At 70.5% G+C, this 16,732-nt stretch carries 13 protein-coding genes and 2 tRNA genes; 9 read left to right on the top strand and 6 right to left on the bottom strand.

Annotation, left to right across the window (positions count from 1 at the left end; translation table 11 throughout):
• Positions 1-28: 28 nt before the first annotated feature.
• Positions 29-556, bottom strand: coding sequence for an NUDIX hydrolase (locus DSC45_RS16230; RefSeq protein WP_119291486.1), 528 nt, complete (start codon positions 554-556; stop codon positions 29-31).
• Positions 553-2,067 (bottom strand): zinc-dependent metalloprotease, encoded by a 1,515-nt coding sequence (locus DSC45_RS16225; RefSeq protein WP_119291484.1) that lies wholly within the window; start codon positions 2,065-2,067, stop codon positions 553-555. The genes DSC45_RS16230 and DSC45_RS16225 overlap by 4 nt, the downstream gene beginning before the upstream one ends.
• 191 nt (positions 2,068-2,258) lie before the next feature.
• Between DSC45_RS16225 and DSC45_RS16220 the strand changes: the two genes are divergently transcribed.
• The 4 genes from DSC45_RS16220 (at position 2,259) to DSC45_RS16210 (ending at position 5,569) form a co-directional block, all read left to right on the top strand.
• On the top strand, positions 2,259-3,374 hold the full coding sequence (locus DSC45_RS16220; RefSeq protein WP_119291483.1) for an SDR family oxidoreductase: 1,116 nt from the start codon (positions 2,259-2,261) through the stop codon (positions 3,372-3,374).
• A 262-nt stretch (positions 3,375-3,636) separates the two neighbouring features.
• Positions 3,637-4,098 (top strand): molybdenum cofactor biosynthesis protein MoaE, encoded by a 462-nt coding sequence (locus DSC45_RS16215; protein WP_119291840.1) that lies wholly within the window; start codon positions 3,637-3,639, stop codon positions 4,096-4,098.
• Between the two features lie 116 nt (positions 4,099-4,214).
• A complete protein-coding gene (locus tag DSC45_RS35740) occupies positions 4,215-4,382 on the top strand; it encodes a hypothetical protein (protein ID WP_162929241.1) in 168 nt (55 codons plus the stop codon).
• A 98-nt stretch (positions 4,383-4,480) separates the two neighbouring features.
• Complete coding sequence (locus DSC45_RS16210; RefSeq protein ID WP_119291481.1) at positions 4,481-5,569, top strand: YlbL family protein; 1,089 nt, start codon at positions 4,481-4,483, stop codon at positions 5,567-5,569.
• A 47-nt stretch (positions 5,570-5,616) separates the two neighbouring features.
• Here the strand turns inward: DSC45_RS16210 and DSC45_RS16205 are convergent, their stop codons facing one another.
• Positions 5,617-6,174 (bottom strand): PPA1309 family protein, encoded by a 558-nt coding sequence (locus DSC45_RS16205; RefSeq protein ID WP_119291478.1) that lies wholly within the window; start codon positions 6,172-6,174, stop codon positions 5,617-5,619.
• A 135-nt stretch (positions 6,175-6,309) separates the two neighbouring features.
• On the opposite strand from DSC45_RS16205, the gene DSC45_RS16200 reads away from it, so the two are divergent.
• From DSC45_RS16200 to DSC45_RS16185, 4 genes are all read left to right on the top strand, one after another.
• Complete coding sequence (locus tag DSC45_RS16200; protein WP_119291477.1) at positions 6,310-9,285, top strand: UPF0182 family membrane protein; 2,976 nt, start codon at positions 6,310-6,312, stop codon at positions 9,283-9,285.
• Between the two features lie 70 nt (positions 9,286-9,355).
• Positions 9,356-9,429, top strand: a tRNA-Met gene (locus DSC45_RS16195).
• A 242-nt stretch (positions 9,430-9,671) separates the two neighbouring features.
• On the top strand, positions 9,672-11,687 hold the full coding sequence (locus DSC45_RS16190; RefSeq protein ID WP_119291475.1) for a tetratricopeptide repeat protein: 2,016 nt from the start codon (positions 9,672-9,674) through the stop codon (positions 11,685-11,687).
• Between the two features lie 97 nt (positions 11,688-11,784).
• Positions 11,785-11,858, top strand: a tRNA-Met gene (locus tag DSC45_RS16185).
• Positions 11,859-11,950: 92 nt separating this feature from the next.
• Here the strand turns inward: DSC45_RS16185 and DSC45_RS16180 are convergent.
• Genes DSC45_RS16180 through DSC45_RS16170 form a run of 3 tightly spaced genes read right to left on the bottom strand, consistent with a single transcriptional unit; the run spans position 11,951 to position 14,824 of the window.
• A complete protein-coding gene (locus tag DSC45_RS16180; RefSeq protein ID WP_119291473.1) occupies positions 11,951-13,135 on the bottom strand; it encodes an ABC transporter substrate-binding protein in 1,185 nt (394 codons plus the stop codon).
• 40 nt (positions 13,136-13,175) lie between these two features.
• Entirely contained in the window at positions 13,176-14,039 is an 864-nt protein-coding gene (locus DSC45_RS16175) for an ABC transporter permease (protein ID WP_119291471.1), read from the bottom strand.
• Positions 14,036-14,824, bottom strand: coding sequence for an ABC transporter ATP-binding protein (locus tag DSC45_RS16170; RefSeq protein ID WP_119291470.1), 789 nt, complete (start codon positions 14,822-14,824; stop codon positions 14,036-14,038). The genes DSC45_RS16175 and DSC45_RS16170 overlap by 4 nt, the downstream gene beginning before the upstream one ends.
• A gap of 374 nt (positions 14,825-15,198) precedes the next feature.
• Between DSC45_RS16170 and DSC45_RS16165 the strand changes: the two genes are divergently transcribed.
• A complete protein-coding gene (locus DSC45_RS16165; protein ID WP_119291468.1) occupies positions 15,199-16,722 on the top strand; it encodes a polysaccharide pyruvyl transferase family protein in 1,524 nt (507 codons plus the stop codon).
• The last annotated feature ends 10 nt before the right edge of the window (positions 16,723-16,732 follow it).

The following is a 16,732-nucleotide window of genomic DNA, read 5'->3' as shown; positions in this document are numbered from 1 at the left end:
CCGATGTCCTGACCGTGCTCTCGACGCGTCAGACCCCGGCGCGAATCCGCGTCGCCTCCGTCAACCTCGCCACCGATGTGTCACCCAGATCGGGCACTTCGTCGTAGGCGAACCAACGCAGGTCCAGGGACTCGTCGCTGATGGCCTCGACGGAGCCGGGCGGTGCCAGAGCCGCGTACTGCACGTCCAGATGCCAGTGGCAGGGTGCGGGAATCGGGTGCCGGTCCAGACGCACCGGCCCGCCCGGCAGCAAGGTCAGCCCCTCGATGCCGGACTCCTCGCTCGCCTCACGCAGCGCCGCCTCCGCCAGAGTGGCGTCCTCCGGTTCGCAGTGGCCGCCCATCTGCAGCCACATCCGCAGCTTCTTGTGCAGGGTCAGCAATACCTGGCCGCGCTCCGGATCGAACACCAGGGCGCTCGCCGTGAGATGCCCGGCGGTGCAGGCCTTCCACATCCCGTCCGGGTGGGCTGCCAGATGGTCCAGATACAGGTGGCGCAGTTCGTCCTGGGAGTCGTACTCCTTCAGGACGGACTCCGCGTCGGCGCGCAGGCTCACGCGCCGTCCTCGTCGCTCTTGCCGCCCTCGCGCCCCGGATCGGTGGAGGAGCCGCCGGACGAGCCGGAGCCGTCCGCCTCTCCGGGCCCGTCCGCGGCGGACTCCTCGCTCTTGCGCAGATCCGGCTTGCCGCCCGCGGCCTCGCCCAGCATCTTGTCGATCTCGGAGAAGTCCAGCTGCTCGCGGTGCACGAAGCCGTCGGGGTCGTCGAGGTCCTCGGCCGTGGGCAGCATGTCCGGGTGCTCCCAGAGGCCGTCGCGGCCGTCCACGCCGCGCGCGTCCGTCAGCGACGCCCACAGTCGCGAGGCGTCCCGCAGTCGGCGCGGCCGCAGCTCGAGCCCGATCAGCGTGGCGAACGTCTGCTCCGCGGGACCGCCGGAGGCGCGCCGTCGGCGCAGGGTCTCGCGGAGCGCAGCGGCCGACGTCAGCCTGTCCTTCGCCGCTTCGTGCACCACCGCGTCCACCCAGCCCTCCACCAGGGCGAGGGCCGTCTCGAGACGGGCCAGGGCGGCCTTCTGCTGGGGGGTGTCCTCCGGCTGGAACATGCCCTGCTGCAGGGCGTCCTGCAGCTGCTCCGGGTTCGACGGATCGAGCTGGCCGACCACGTCCTCCAGCTTGCTGGTGTCGACCTTGATCCCGCGCGCGTACCCCTCGACCGCGCCGAACAGGTGCGAGCGCAGCCACGGCACGTGGGCGAAGAGCCGCTGATGGGCCGCCTCGCGCAGTGCCAGGTAGAGCCGGATCTCGTCCGGCTCCACGCCCAGGTCCTTGCCGAACGCGCCCATGTTCACCGGGAGCAGGGCCGCCTTCCCGGCCGGGCCGAGCGGCAGCCCGATGTCGGTGGAGCCGACGACCTCACCGGCGAGCACGCCGAGCGCCTGCCCGAGCTGCTGGCCGAACATGGCGCCGCCCATGGAACGCATCATGCCGAGCAGCGGGCCGGCCATGGCCTGCATCTCCTCCGGCAGTACGTCGCCCATGGCGGAGCCGACCCGCTCGGCGACCGGGTCGACGAGCTCCTTCCAGACCGGCAGGGTCGCCTCGACCCACTCCGCCCGCGACCAGGCCACCGCGCTGCCGGAGCCCGACGGGAGCGACGTCGCGCCGTCCAGCCACAGGTCGGCCAGGCGTACGGCCTCCTCGACGGAGGCGCGCTCGGCGGGGCCGACGCTGGCGTCCTTCGTACCGTCCTGGGTGCCCTGGGCCACCGTCTGGCGGGCGATCTGCTTGGCCATGTCCCAGTTCACCGGGCCGCCCTCGTAGGAGAGCATCTGGCCGAGCTGCTGGAAGGCGGCGCCCAGGTCGTTCGGATTCATCGAACCGAACATGGCGGCGAACGGGTTGTCACCGCCCTCACCGCCGCTGCCGCCCGGCAGCCCTCCGAAACCGAACGGGTTGTTCGGCGTGCCGCCGGCGCCCTGTCCGCCACCGGGGGTGTCCTTCTTCTTGCCCTCGTCGCCGTCGTCCGGCTCCTCCGGCGGAAGGCCGAATCCGAATGGGGTGTCACTCACGGGAATCCTCGGCTCGTAGGGCCGCCGACTGAATGCCGACGGCGACTGCCCGACTGTGCCACCCAGCGTAGACACCGTGGCCGCTTCGGGGCTCGGTGCTCCGCCGCCGCGCGGGCTGCGGCAGGATGGACGCCACCTGGTACGCACGCGTTGTTCACGTACGTACTGAAGACAACCGCTGGAGACGCCCGGTGAGTTCCCCAGATCCACAGGTTCGCGTAGCGCGAAACCACTCAACCCCTTCGACGCGGGGCCCCGTCGTCGCGGTCACCGGTGCCGGGTCGGGCGTAGGCGCCCGGCTGACGGAGCGCCTGGCCGCATCGGAGGAGATCAAAGAGGTCGTGGCCATCGACGAGCGCCGCGGCGACTGCGCCGGCGCACAGTGGCACATCCTCGACGTACGTGACCCGGCCATCGCCGAGAAACTGCGCGGTGTCGACGTCGTCGTCCACCTCGCCCTCGATCTCGACCTCGAATCCGATCAGGCAGCCCGCACGGCCTTCAACGTGCGGGGAACCCAGACCGTGCTGACCGCCGCCGCGGCCGCCGGCGTACGCCGAGTCGTCCTGTGCACCTCGGCCATGGTCTACGGCGCGCTCCCCGAGAACGAGCTGCCGCTGTCCGAGGACGCCGAACTGAAGGCGACCGCTGAGGCCACCGGCGTCGGCGACCTGCTGGAGATCGAGCGGCTCGCCCGCAGAGCCCCCCGTGCGCACCCCGGCCTGAACGTCACCGTGGTACGCCCCACCGTCCTGGTCGGTGACACCGACACCGCTCTGACCAGGTACTTCGAGTCGCCCAGGCTGCTCGTGGTGGCGGGCTCGCGGCCGGTCTGGCAGTTCTGCCACGTCGAGGACCTGTGCTCGGCACTCGAGTACGCGGCCCTGGAGAAGGTCGAGGGCGAGCTCGCCGTCGGCTGCGACGGCTGGCTGGAGCAGGAGGAGATCGAGGAGCTCAGCGGTATCCGGCGGATGGAACTGCCTTCGACGGTCGCCCTCGGCGCCGCGGCACGGCTGCACCGGATCGGCCTCACCCCGTCGCCCGCCGGTGACCTCGCGTACACGATGTACCCCTGGGTGGTCAGTGTCAGCAGGCTGCACGACGCGGGCTGGCGGCCGCAGTGGACCAACGAGGAGGTCCTCGCCGAGCTCCTGGACGAGGTCGACGGACGGCACACCGTGGCCGGCCGCAGGCTCGGCCGCAAGGACGCCACCGTCGCGGGTGCCGCCGGAGCGGCGGGCGCGACCGTGGCACTGCTCGGCGCCGCCGCAGTGGTGCGGCGGGCCCGCCGGCGCCGCGGCATCTGACCGCTCCGCCCGGCGACCGGCGCCGGAACCCACGCGCGCGTGGCACCCCTTTGCGACAGCGAAAACGGGTCCCACGCGCGCGTGCACCCCCCTCTCCCGGTGCGTGATCCGCGACGTACGCAATCAGCGGTCTCCAGAGACCCATCCACAGAGCCCGCGGTCGACGCGATCAGCGGCCTTGGAGGAGTCTCCGACAGGCACCGTCGTACCCCGGCGGTTCGAGCTGTTCCACGATGTCGGCGCGGTGCGGCACGATGGGGCCATGTCAGCACGGTACGAACACCCAGGCGAGCAGGCGGCAGCGGACCCGATCAGGCTGCTCGCGATCCGCGACACCCCGCTCTCCCTGGACGAGGTGCACTCCGCTGTGCAGGACTCCGCGGCCGGCGGCACGGCCCTGTTCGTGGGCACCGTCCGCAACCACGACGGCGGTGCCGACGTGGACGCGCTCGGCTACTCCAGTCACCCCTCCGCCGAGGCCGAGCTGCGCCGCGTCGCCGAGAAAGTGGTCGCCGAGTATCCGGTCCGTGCGCTCGCGGCGGTCCACCGGGTGGGTGACCTGGAGGTCGGCGACAAAGCGGTGATCGTCGCCGTGTCCTGCCCGCACCGGGCGGAGGCTTTCGCGGCCTGCCGCAAGCTGATCGACGACCTCAAGCACGAGGTGCCGATCTGGAAGCACCAGCGCTTCTCGGACGGTACCGAGGAGTGGGTCGGCGCCTGCTGACTCCCGGCGGCGTGACTCGAGTTGCGTAACCGACCCCCTGCGGTGAGCGTTGACAATGAGATTGGTTAATCTGCTGATCAGTCAGTTGCGCTCGCACATGGGGTCGGGAGGTCGGCGTGGCAGCACTCGCTTGGTTGCTGATTCCGCTTGTCGCTGCGATCGGGGCGGGCGTGTGGGGTACTTGGGCGGCTCGTAACCGCCGTACGGAAGACATCGCGGAGCTCGCCGGATACGCCAAGTTCCGCGCCGCGATGGAGACCGAAACCCATTCGGACGCGGCCTGACCGGCGGGCCGGGGCCCGCGGACCACCGGCAGGACTCCGCTTCCCGGACGGACCGGCCCGGGCGGTGGACTGACAGTCTTGTCCCGTACTGTCGTTCCATGCCACGCCGCACCGCGACCATGCTCGCTTCCACGTTGCTGCTGATCGCGCTGATCTGCGCGGGCGTGCTGATCAAAGTCCCGTACTCGGAGATGTCCCCGGGCCCGACGGTGAACACCCTCGGCGACCACGGCGGTGAACCGGTGCTGCAGATCTCCGGCCGCAAGACGTACGAGACGTCGGGTCACCTGAACATGACCACCGTCCGGGTCACCAGCGCCGAGTTCAACATGAACGTCGTGCAGGCGATGGCCGGCTGGCTGGGCCACGACAACATCGTGGTGCCCCACGAGACCCTGTATCCGGACGGCAAGACCGAGGAGCAGTCGACCCAGGAGAACGCCGAGGAATTCAGCCAGTCCCAGGAGAGCGCCAAGGTGGCGGCCCTCAAGGAACTGGACATCCCGGTGAAGACCAGGGTCGTGGTGGCGAGCGTCGTCAAGGACAGCCCGTCCCAGGGCAGGCTGCACGCAGGCGACGTCATCAAGTCCGTGGACGGTAAGGCGATCAAGCAGCCGCAGGACGTGGTGAAGGCCGTCACCGGCCACAAGCCGGGCCAGCGCGTCGAGTTCACCGTGATCCCCGCCAAGGAGGCGGCCGCCGCCGAGAAGGCGGGCAAGGAGCCCACCGGCAGCGAGAAGGTCTCCGTCACCACACAGGCGGCCGAGGACGACGGGCGGGCGTTCGTCGGCATCCAGGCCGGGACCGACCACACGTTCCCGTTCGACATCGACATCAAGCTCGCCGATGTCGGCGGGCCGAGCGCCGGCCTCATGTTCGCCCTCGGCATTGTCGACAAACTGACACCCGAGGATCTGACCGGCGGGAAGTTCGTGGCCGGCACCGGCACCATCGACGAGGCCGGCAAGGTCGGTCCCATCGGCGGCATCTCGATGAAGACCGTCGGAGCGCGCGCGAAGGGCGCCAAGTACTTCCTCACGCCCGAGGACAACTGCGCGACCGCAGCCAAGGACGTGCCCGACGGCCTCACGCTGGTCAAGGTGAAGACCATCGACGACGCCCGCGACTCCCTGGACGACATCGCTGCGGGCCGCACCGGCGACCTGCCCGGGTGCTCCACGAGCTGACGGCTCGCCAGGCCCTGCGCCACCGCACAGGGCCCCGCGGGCGGGCCCTACTCGGCGAACGTCGCCGCCAGCGCCTCCGCGAGCCCCGGCACCAGGCCGGCGCCCGTCAGGACCTCCGTCGAGGCGTCCTTCTCACGCAGCCGCAGCGCGGACTCGCGCCTGCCGTCCCGCAGCACCGCCACGGTCATACGGACCTCCTGACGGTCCGGATGCTCGGCGACCCAGCGGTTCAGACCGCTCTCGTCGAGGCCTTCGGGCACCGAGCTCTCGGCGCTCGGCGGCAGCATCAGACGCTCCACGGTGAGGGCGCAGCCGGCCACCGCGTCCGGCCAGGCGATGGTGCCGAGGAATTCGTCGAGAGGGGTGCCGGCGGGCAGTTCCTCCTGCTCGATGGGGGTCAGATTGCCCTCGGCCTCCTCGCCGGTGAGGCCGATTCGGTCGGCGAGGGAGGGCTCCTGGCCGCGCAGCGAAGCGGTGTCGACCAGGGCGAAGAGAAGTGCGGGCCGGTCCCAGCCGAGACCGGCGACGTACTCGTCGATCTCGAGGACCGCACGAGTGAGCGGACTTGCGGTCATCGGGGACCCGGAAGGAGTGTGATTGGGCATGCCCGACATCCTGCCTGGTTCGTACCCGGTATCGGGAACTGAGTAAAGCTTCAGTAAGTTGCATAGGTGGGCTCTACGATCGCGGAGCCTGCTCCCACAACAGCGAACTTCGAGGTGCGCACCTTGGCTTTCCAGATGCCGGACCGCGGCGGAGGCCCGACGGGGCCACGGATCAGAGTCGGCCGACCGTCCCGGCGGGCCCGGACCCTGCTCATGACCTTGGGCGTCCTGGCCGTACTGGCCATGGCGTTCGTCATGTTTGCGGGGTTCTGGACCGATTGGCTCTGGTATCGCTCGGTCGATTACTCGTCAGTCTTCACCACCACCCTGTGGACCAAGATCGGTCTCTTCTTCGTCTTCGGCCTGCTGATGGCTGCAGCCGTGGGGGTGAACATCTGGTTGGCCCACCGGCTCAGGCCCCCGCTGAGCGCCATGTCGATGGAGCAACAGAGCCTCGACCGCTACCGCATGGGCATCGCGCCGTACAAGAAGTGGATCCTGATCGGGATCACCGCTCTTGTCGGCCTCATCGCGGGAGCGTCCGCGTCGGGCCAGTGGCGCACCTGGCTCATGTGGATCAACGGCGTGCCGTTCAACCAGAAGGACCCCGAGTTCGGACTCGACGTCTCCTTCTACGCCTTCGACCTGCCCTGGTACCGCTTCCTGCTCGGCTTCGGCTTCGCCGCCGCCGTGCTGTCGCTGATCGCCGCCGCGGTGACGCACTACCTGTACGGCGGACTGCGGGTCACCAGCCCGGGAGCGCGGGCCACCGGCGCGGCCACCGGCCATCTGTCGGTGCTGCTCGGCGTCTTCGTGACGCTGAAGGCGGTGGCGTACTGGCTCGACCGGTACGGCCTGGCGGTGAAGTCCAGCGACTTCAAGGCCACCGGCAACTGGACGGGCCTGCGCTACGTCGACGCCAACGCGTATCTGCCGGCGAAGACGATCCTGTTCTGCATCGCGGCGATCTGTGCGGTGCTGTTCTTCGCGACGCTGTGGCGCCGCACCTGGCAGCTGCCGGTCATCGGCTTCGGCCTGATGGTGCTCTCCGCGATCCTGATCGGCGGCCTCTACCCGGCCATCGTCCAGAAGTTCCAGGTCGAGCCCAACGAGCAGGCCAAGGAAGCTCCGTACATCAAGGAGAACATCCAGGCCACCCGCGACGCCTACGGCATCGACAGCGCGGACGTGAAGGACTACTCCGGCCGGGGCAAGACCGCGCCGGAGGGCTCCGCCAAGGAGGCCCAGCGCAAGCAGGCCGACGCCCAGGCGAGCTACCGCATGATCGACCCGAACGTGGTGGGTCCGACCTTCGACCAGCTCCAGCGAGAGCGTAAGTACTACCAGTTCCCGAGCACCCTCGACGTCGACCGCTACAAGGACGCCAAGGGCAAGGAGCAGGACACGGTCATCGGTCTGCGCGAGCTCGACCTCGACGGCATCCCGAAGCGCAACTGGATCAACGACCACTTCACGTACACCCACGGCTTCGGCGCGATCACCGCCAAGGGCACCGGCACGGACCCCAAGGCCGACCCGGCCGGCGCCCCGGAGTTCACCGAGTCGGGCCTGCCCACCAAGGGCCAGTTCGACAAGCAGAAGTACGAGCAGCGGATCTACTACGGCGAGAAGACCAGCCAGTACTCCATCGTGGGCGGCCCGCAGAAGGAACTCGACTACGAGTCCGACGGCGAGCAGAACACGAGCTACAAGGGCGACAGCGGCGTCAATCTCTCCAACCCGATCAACCGGGCGGCGTACGCGGTCTCGTTCAGCGAGCCGCAGATCATGTACTCCGGAGCGATCGGTGAGGGTTCGCGGATCCTGTACAACCGCACCCCGAAGGAGCGCGTCGAGGCGGTGGCCCCCTGGCTCACCATCGACGGCGACGCCTACCCGGCCGTGGTCGACGGCAGGATCCAGTGGATCGTCGACGCCTACACCACGTCGAACGGCTATCCGTACGCCTCGCGCACGACGCTCGGTGACACCACTGCCGACTCGCTGACCGCGGCGAACAACCAGCGTGCGGTGGTGGCTCAGGAGAACCAGGTCAACTACATCCGCAACTCGGTGAAGGCGACGGTCGACGCCTACGACGGCAAGGTCAAGCTCTACCAGTGGGACGAGAAGGACCCGGTCCTCAAGACCTGGATGAAGGCGTTCCCGGACACCGTCGAGAAGAAGAGCGAGATCTCCGCCGAGCTGCGTGAGCACATGCGCTACCCGCAGGACCTGTTCAAGGTCCAGCGAGAGCTCATGACCCGCTACCACGTGCAGAACCCGGCGCAGTTCTACAGCGGTTCCGACGTCTGGCAGGTCCCGGACGACCCGACCAACAAGGACAAGAACTCGGTTCCGCCGTACTACTTGAGCCTCAAGATGCCGGGGCAGGACCAGCAGAAGTTCTCGCTGACGACGACCTTCACACCCAACGGGCGACCCAACCTCGGGGCGTTCATGTCGGTCGACGCGGATGCCACCAGCGATGACTACGGCACGATAAGAGTGCTGAACGTGAAGTCCGACGTACCAGGCCCACAACAGGTGCAGAGTGAGTTGAACGGCGATCCCGAAGTCGCCGAGTTCGTCCGGAACCTGAGAGGTACGGACTCGGACATCGTCTACGGAAACCTGCTCACCGTCCCGTTCAACGACGGCTTCCTGTACGTCGAGCCGGTCTACGTCAAGGGTGGCAGCGCCAACTACCCGCTCCTGAAGAAGGTCGGCGTCTCGTACAACCGTGAGGTCGTGTTCAAGAACTCGCTGGCCGAGGGCTTCGACGCGGTCTTCGGACAGCAGGCCGAGGACGGGACGGATCCGCCACCGACGGATCCGGGCGATACGCCACCGTCGGCCGATCCCACGGTGAAGGAAGCCCTCAAGGACGCCCAGGACGCGATGGAAGCCGGTGAGAAGGCCCTGCAGAAGCAGGACTGGAAGGCTTACGGCGACGCCCAGAAGGACCTCCAGGAAGCCCTGCAGCGCGCGGCCGACGCCGAGGCGGCGAGCGGCGACGAGAAGGGCGGCGCCGACAAGGAGGGCGGCGCGAAGGGCGACGGCGAAGACGGCGGCAAGGCCGACGAAGAAGGTGGTGGCGGCTCGGCCTGAGCTGTGCGGTCCCGGCCGAAAGCGCTGGTCGGGACCGCCCCCGCACCGTGGTACGGTTGCAACACAACGGCGCGGGGTGGAGCAGCTCGGTAGCTCGCTGGGCTCATAACCCAGAGGTCGCAGGTTCAAATCCTGTCCCCGCTACTGAAGGCGAAGGCCCGGATCCCTTTGAGGATCCGGGCCTTCGTCATGCGCTGTGGGGGATCTTTTTCGCGCAGGCGTACGTGCGCCGTCCGTGCCCCCTGAGTGCGCCATCAGCGCGCCACCGTAGGGGAGTTGGGAGTTCCGTGTTTGACTTATCTCTCTGTGGGCATGTCGACAAAACGCTGAAGTGACCTCCCTGGCTGCGCTATACCAGGTGTACCCGGGTGACGGGTGGTGCGACGATGGACGTTATGGGGGACAGGGCAACTCTGTTGGAGACAGGGCGACTTACACAGCCGACCGTCCGGGAAGAACCCGGTGCGGCGGTCGAGGAGGCACGTCACCGTGCCGCCGCCGAGGCGGGCGAGACCGCCGCCATGAGCAGGTTCGGCGCGCTGCTGCTGCGCCGCGGTGACCTGGACGGCGCGGAGCCCCATCTGCGCGCCGCCACCGCGGACGGCGACCGTGCCGCCGCGAACAACCTCGGTGTCCTGCTCCACCAGCGTGGATACGCCGACGAGGCCGCCGGTTGGTGGCGGATCGCCGCTGTCGCGGGTTCCTCCGCGGCCGCACACGCGCTCGGACGGCACCACCGTGAGCGGGGTGACGAGCCCGCCGCCGAGTACTGGCTGCGCCAGTCCGCCGAGCAGGGCCACACGCTCGGTGCGTACGCCCTCGCCGACCTTCTCGAGCACCGTGGTGACGTAGGGGCCGAGCGGTGGATGCGTACTGCTGCCGAGCGCGGCCACCGGGAGGCGGCGTACCGGCTGGCCCGGGCGCTGCAGCGCACCGCTGCCGCCGACGCGGGCCAGGACCCGGACGTGACGGGTCTGCACGGCCGGGCCGCGGTGCGGCGTGCGGTCGCGCCGTCCGGCCGGATCCCGGCCGAGGCGATCGTCCTGGGTGCCGAACTCCTGGACTCCGCACGCCTGGTGGTCGGCGGTGACGGTACCGCCACGGAGGCCGCCGACGGCACGGGGTCCGACACCCAGGAGGTTGCGCCGAGTGCGGGCACGACTCCCGACGCGGCGCCCGACGGGGCACGACGGCTCACGCCGGCCGAGGAGATCGAGCAGTGGTACCGGCAGGCGGCCGCGCGCGGGCACCGCAGGGCGGCGCTGCACCTCGGCGTCATCCTCGAACAGCGCGGTGAGCTGAAGGAGGCGGGGCGCTGGTACCTGTCGGCCGCCAAGGACGGCGAGTCGCGTGCCGCCTGCGCGCTGGGATTCCTGCTGCGTGACGCCGGTGACGAGAAGAACGCCTCGCTGTGGTGGCACCGTGCGGCCAAGGACGGCGACGGGAACGCGGCCAACGCGCTCGGTGCCCTGCACGCCGAGCGCGGCGAGACCCAGACCGCCGAGCGCTGGTACCGGGCCGCGATGGACGCGGGCGATGTGAACGGTGCGTACAACCTCGGCCTGCTCTGCGCCGAGGGGGCTCGCACCGTCCAGGCCGAGCAGTGGTACCGCCGTGCCGCCTACGCGGGTCACCGGGAGGCGGCCAATGCGCTCGCCGTCCTGCTCCTGCAGGTCGGCGACACCGCGGGGGCGCAGCCCTGGTTCTCCAAGGCGGCAGAGTCGGGCAGCGTCGACGCCGCGTTCAATCTGGGCATTCTGCACGCGGGCCGCGGCGAGGAGGAGGTCGCGCTCGGTTGGTACGAGCGGGCCGCCGCGGCCGGGCACACCGAGGCCGCCCTGCAGGTAGGCATCGCGCGGCTGCGCGAGGGCGACCGCAGGGGTGCGGAGCGGCATCTGCGGGGTGCGGCGGGCGGCGGCAGTGCGGAGGCGGCGTACCGTCTCGGTGCCCTGCTCGACCGGCGTGACCACCGCGACGTGGTGCTCGGCGAGGCCGTGACCGGGCGCACCGAGTGCGAGGAGTGGTACGAGCGCGCGGCCGATCTCGGCCACCGCAAGGCCCAGGTGCGGGTCGGAATGCTCGCCTCCGCGCGCGGTGATGTCGTCGAGGCGGCTCGCTGGTACCGAGAGGCGGCCGAGGCGGGCAGCCGGAACGGCGCGTTCAACCTCGGTCTGCTGCTGGCTCGCGAGGGCAGCGAGCCGGAGGCGCTGCTGTGGTGGACGCGGGCCGCCGACGCGGGCCACGGGCGGGCCGCGCTGCGTCTCGCGCTGCTTCACGCACGGCGCGGGGAGCTTGCCGAGGGGCGCCGCTGGTGCGACCGGGCAGTCCAGCTCGGGCCGGCGGAGGTGGCCGAGCGTGCGGGGCGCCTCCGGGAGGCGCTGCAGCAGGAGCTCACGGCCTGAGAGGCGCTGCCTCTCGGGCCGGACGGGCCGGCTGCGGGCCCTCGGGGAACGGATTTGCGCTGGTCGTCGCCTCTGACGTACGGTTGCAACACAACGGCGCGGGGTGGAGCAGCTCGGTAGCTCGCTGGGCTCATAACCCAGAGGTCGCAGGTTCAAATCCTGTCCCCGCTACTGAAGACGAAGGCCCGGATCCCATGGGATCCGGGCCTTCGTCATGTTCTGTTCTGTGCGGGCTCAGTCCCCGTGTCCGGCTCTGCGCGGGCTCACTCGCGGTGGCCCACCGCCTCCGCGTACAGCGAGCGGTCCACGGCCTTCGACTCGGGCACCTTGTCGCCCTCCGCCACCCCGGCATCGGCGTACGCCTGCTGCAGGCGGTCCGTGGTGCCCTTGCGGATCTCCCAGTCCATCCGCAGCGACGGTGTCGACTTCAGGATCGACTCATCGACTTTCAGCAGCTTCGCCAGTTCCGTGACGAACGCGGCGTCAGCCTTGTAGTCCCCGCGGAAGTACGTGTTCACGGTCCGGACGTAAGCGCGCAGGAAGGCGACGCCGGCGTCGACGTCCTTGGACAGGAGGTTCGGACCGAACAGAAGGCCGCCGAGCGGTTCACCGAGCGGCTGGCCGCCGAGGAAGGCGTACTTCGGATCGCCGTCGACCTTGCGCCAGACCGGGTCGAGGAGCCAGGCCGAGTCCACGCCGCCGTTCTGCAGCGCGGTGAGTACATCGGCCGAGCCGAGCTGCTGGAACTGCACCTTGTCGATTCCGCCGCCGTGCTTGCGGAGCGATTTGCCCATCGGGTACGCGATCACCGAGCCCTTGCCGATCATGGTGCCGACCTTCCGGTCCGCCATCGGCACGTGATCGGCCTTCTGGCCCTTCTTCAGGCGCACCCACAGGCCGCTGCGGGAGTCGGGGGCGGGGGAGTAATTGGCGGCCACCCACTTGATGTCGAAGCCGCCGTCGATGCCGTTCATCACGGCTGCCTCGGGGGCCGCCCACTGGGCGTCGATGTCGCCCTTGGCCAGCAGCGGCAGGGCGTCCGGGGTGGGCAGCACCTTGAGGTCGACATCGAGTCCCTCCTTCGCGAACTCGCCCTTCTCGGCGGCCATTTGCAAGGGGGCGACGTACTCGGCGCTGAGCGTTCCGGTGGCGAGGGTGATCTTCTTCTTCGCCTTCAAGGGCTTCGGGGCCGGTGCGCCCTTCTCGCAGCGGGCGGGCTTGCGGTTCTCGGCCAGGTCGGTGTGGTCGGTCCAGCTGCCGGGGCCGCAGCCCTTGACGGCCTTGACGGTGCGGGGTTTCGCGGATCCGGCGGACGGTTCGTCGTCCTCCGCGGCGCAGCCCGCGGAGACGAGCAGGGCGCCGGCGGTCAGCAGGGCGACCGCGACGGCGGGGCGCCGCCTGTGCGAGGTCGCGGCGGTGGTGCGGTGCGGGTTCGTTCCGGTGCGCATGGGGCGTGATCCTCACGTACGGGAAGCGGCGGTGGCGGGGTCAGGACTGGCTGCGCCCTCGGTCGCGCGGCGCCCATGGAGTGAGCAACCGGCCCCCGAGACGGACCAGTTCGGAGAAGAGGACACCGAGCAGGGCGACGCAGACGATGCCGACGAACATCACGTCGTTCTGGAAGAGCGCCCGCGCGTCGAAGATCAGATGTCCGAGCCCGTCGGCTGCGGCGATCGACTCGGACGCGACGATCACCAGGACCGCCACTCCTGCCGCGATCCGCGCGCCCACCAGGACCGCGGGCAGCGAGGCGGGCAGCAGGACGTGCCGGAACATCTGCCACGGGGAGGCGCCGAAGACCGTGCCCGCGTCCCGGTGGCCCGCGGGCACGGCGAGCACGGCCGCCATCGTCGAGATCCACACGAAGAAGAAGACGGTGGTCGCGACCAGCGCGATCTGCGGGCCTTCACCGAGCCCGAACATGTTGAGGAAGATCGGCAGGAGGGCCAGCTTCGGCACGACGTACAGGGCGTCGAGGAGGGGTTCGAGGGCGGCCCGTACCAGGGACAGCGAGCCCATCAGGAGGCCGAGGGCGTAGCCGGAGACGGTGCCGATGGCGTAGCCGCCGAGTACGCGCTTGAGGGTGGCCCACACGTCCGGCCACAGCTCGCCGTCGGCCGCGCGCTGCCAGCCGTCCTCGACGATGGTCTGCGGGGCCGGGTAGATGCGGTCGTCGATCCAGCCCTGGACGGCGGCCAGTTGCCAGACGAGGAGCAGGACGACGGGCACGGCCACGGCCAGGGAGACCTCCAGGGCGCGGCGCCTGCGGTGGGTGCGCTGCGGGCTCAGCTCCTGCGGTCCCGGCTCCCTGACCAGTACGTCGTCCTCGGGAATCTTGGTGAGTGTGGTCATGCCGGCACCGCCTCGGTGCGGACCTCGCTGCGCAGCAGGTCCCACAACTCGCGCTTGAGGCGGGCGAATTCGGGAGTGTCGCGGACGTCGCCGGAGCGCGGCCGGCCGAACGGCGGCCGGCGTTCGGCGATGATCCGCCCCGGACGGGCCGACATCACCAGGACGCGGTCGCCGAGGACGATCGCCTCCTCGAGGCTGTGGGTGATGAAGAGGGTGGTGGTGCGGGTGGTCTGGGTGAGCTCGAGGAGCTCGTCCTGCAGGATGGTGCGGAGTTGGGCGTCCAGTGCGGCGAACGGCTCGTCCATCAGCAGGATCTCGGGCTCCACGGCCAGGGCGCGGGCGATGGCCACGCGTTGGCGCATGCCGCCGGACAGGGCGGCCGGGTAGGCGTCGGCGAAGTCGTCGAGGCCGAGGCGGACGAGCCAGTCGTGGGCCTTGGCGTCGGCGTCCTTGCGGGGTACGCGCTGGATGTCGAGGCCGAAGCGGACGTTGGCCAGTACGGTCTTCCAGTCGTAGATGCCGTAGTCCTGGAAGATCATCGCTGCCGGGCGGTCGGTCTCCGCGCGGATCTCGAGGCGTCCGGCGCTGGGGCGGAGCAATCCGGCCGCGATGCGCAGCAGCGTGGACTTGCCGCAGCCGGACGGGCCGACGACGCAGGCGAATTCGCCGCGGCCGACGTCCAGGTCCAGCGGGCCGAGCGCGGACACCTGGCCGGGGCCGCGGCCGAAGGTGCGGCCGAGTCCGGTGGCCCGGAGTGTGGGTGGGGTCGGGTGCGGGTCTCCCACGGATCCTCCCTGCTGGTCGCCGGACGGCGCCGTCGGCGGGGTGTCCGGGGTGCGACGCCGTGCGGAGGGCGGGTCCGGTGGTGGAGACGGTTGTCATCTGAACAGTCGTCAGGAGGGTGACGATATGACGGCCCGTCAGATCGCGGAAGGGGTCGGGAGGTGGCTGGAACGACGGCGTCGCCGAGTGGCACGCGGGCGCGGTATCCGCCCGATACGTTCACCCGCGCTCCACCTGGCGGTCGGCGCGGTGTCGGTCTCGGGGACCCGGCCGTGCACACGGGCATGTTGTGGTCCCAGTGGCCGAAGTCGTCGGTGGGAGGCGGTCGTCGCCGCCTCCGCCCGGCCACAGTTCCCCTAGCTGCAGAGGTTGGAAGATGCGCGTCGTTCTCGTAGGAGACATCGGATGGCGGGACCTCTATCACCTGGGGGACGAGGCGATGACCGAGGCGGCCATCGAGGCGCTGCGGGCCCGCGACGTCGTGGACGTCACGCTCATCGGCGGCCATCCGGAGAGTGCGGCGGCGCGATACGGCGTCCCGTCGACCGGCCGCATCGGGTTCCGCGGTACGCCCGACCGCCGCCACAACATCGCCCGGCACGCGGCGGTGACGGACGCGGCGCGGCGCGGGACGCACCTGCTCGCCGACGGCGACCCGGCGATCGGCGTGATCGAGGCCGTGCGGGCCGCCGACGCGGTGCTCGTCGCCGGCGGCGGCAATCTCAACTCCTTCTTCCCGCAGCACATCTTCGAGCGGGCCGCGCTCGCCGGGGTGGCATCGGCGCTCGGCAAGCCGTACGCGTTCACCAGCCAGACCGTCGGACCGCTGATCCGCGCGCAGGACGCGCCCCATCTGGAGGCGCTGCTCGGCTCGGCCGTCGGATTCGGCGCGCGTGAGCGCTCCACGTACGAACTGGTCGGCACGCTCGGCGCCGCCAAGGAGCGGGTCGCGCCCGGCATGGACGACGCGTTCGGCCTGCGGCCACGCGCGGCGGACCTGGCGTCGGTCGCCCGGCTCCAGGAACGGCGCTACGTCGTGGCGAGCTTCGCCGAGAAGGCGTCCACGCCCGCGATCGGACAGGACGCGTACTGCCGGCTGATCGCGCGGACCCTGGTGCAACTCGCGGACCTGTACGAGGCGGACGTCCTGCTGGTGCCGCACGCGGGGACGTTCGAACCGGACCGGAGCATCCGCGACCAGCTCTCGAACGAGCGGATCGCCGTGTACGCAGGGGACGACCGCGTGCGCGCCGTCCCCATGCTCACGGCCCGGGAGGTCGCCGCACTGACCGGCGGCGCGGCGCTGGTGATCGGGACGCGCTACCACCCGGCGATCATCGCCGCGCGGGAGGCGACCCCGGCGCTCTCGATCGCGCCGACGCAGTACTCCGCGGTACGGATGCGTGGCGCGGCCGAGAACGTGGGGATGCAGGACTACGTTCTCGGCCTGGCGAGCTGGCGCTCGGGAGACGTGCTCCGCGCCGCGCGTGAGCTGCTCGACGCCGACGACGCGGTACGGGCCCACCTGCGCTCCGTACGGGACCGGCGCATCACCGACCACGAGGCCTGGTGGGACACCCTCGTCCGCGCCCTCGGCAGCGGCGCTCCGATCGCCGCCGACGACCGTCTGGAGCCGGTGAGCGCGTTCGCGTCGCCGGGAGCCTGGGTCACGGCGGCCGGTGACCTGCTCGACGCCACCGAGCGCTACGACAGCGAACGTATGACGCAGAAATGGCGCATCGACGACCTGGAGCAGGAAGTGCGCGAGCTGACCGGCGAGCTGGCCAGGAGCAGGAGGAGCCGAGGAGTCAGGGGCGGCCTGCGGCGCTGGAAGCGGCGGCTCGCCCGCCTGGTCCCGGCGTCCGTCCGCACCCGGCTCCGCCGCCCCGCGCGGTCCTGAACGCCTCCTG

Origin of the sequence: Streptomyces sp. YIM 130001 (assembly GCF_003574445.1) — a bacterium.
Classification (GTDB): Bacteria; Actinomycetota; Actinomycetes; order Streptomycetales; family Streptomycetaceae; genus Streptomyces.
This window is presented reverse-complemented; position numbering and strand designations above follow the sequence as displayed.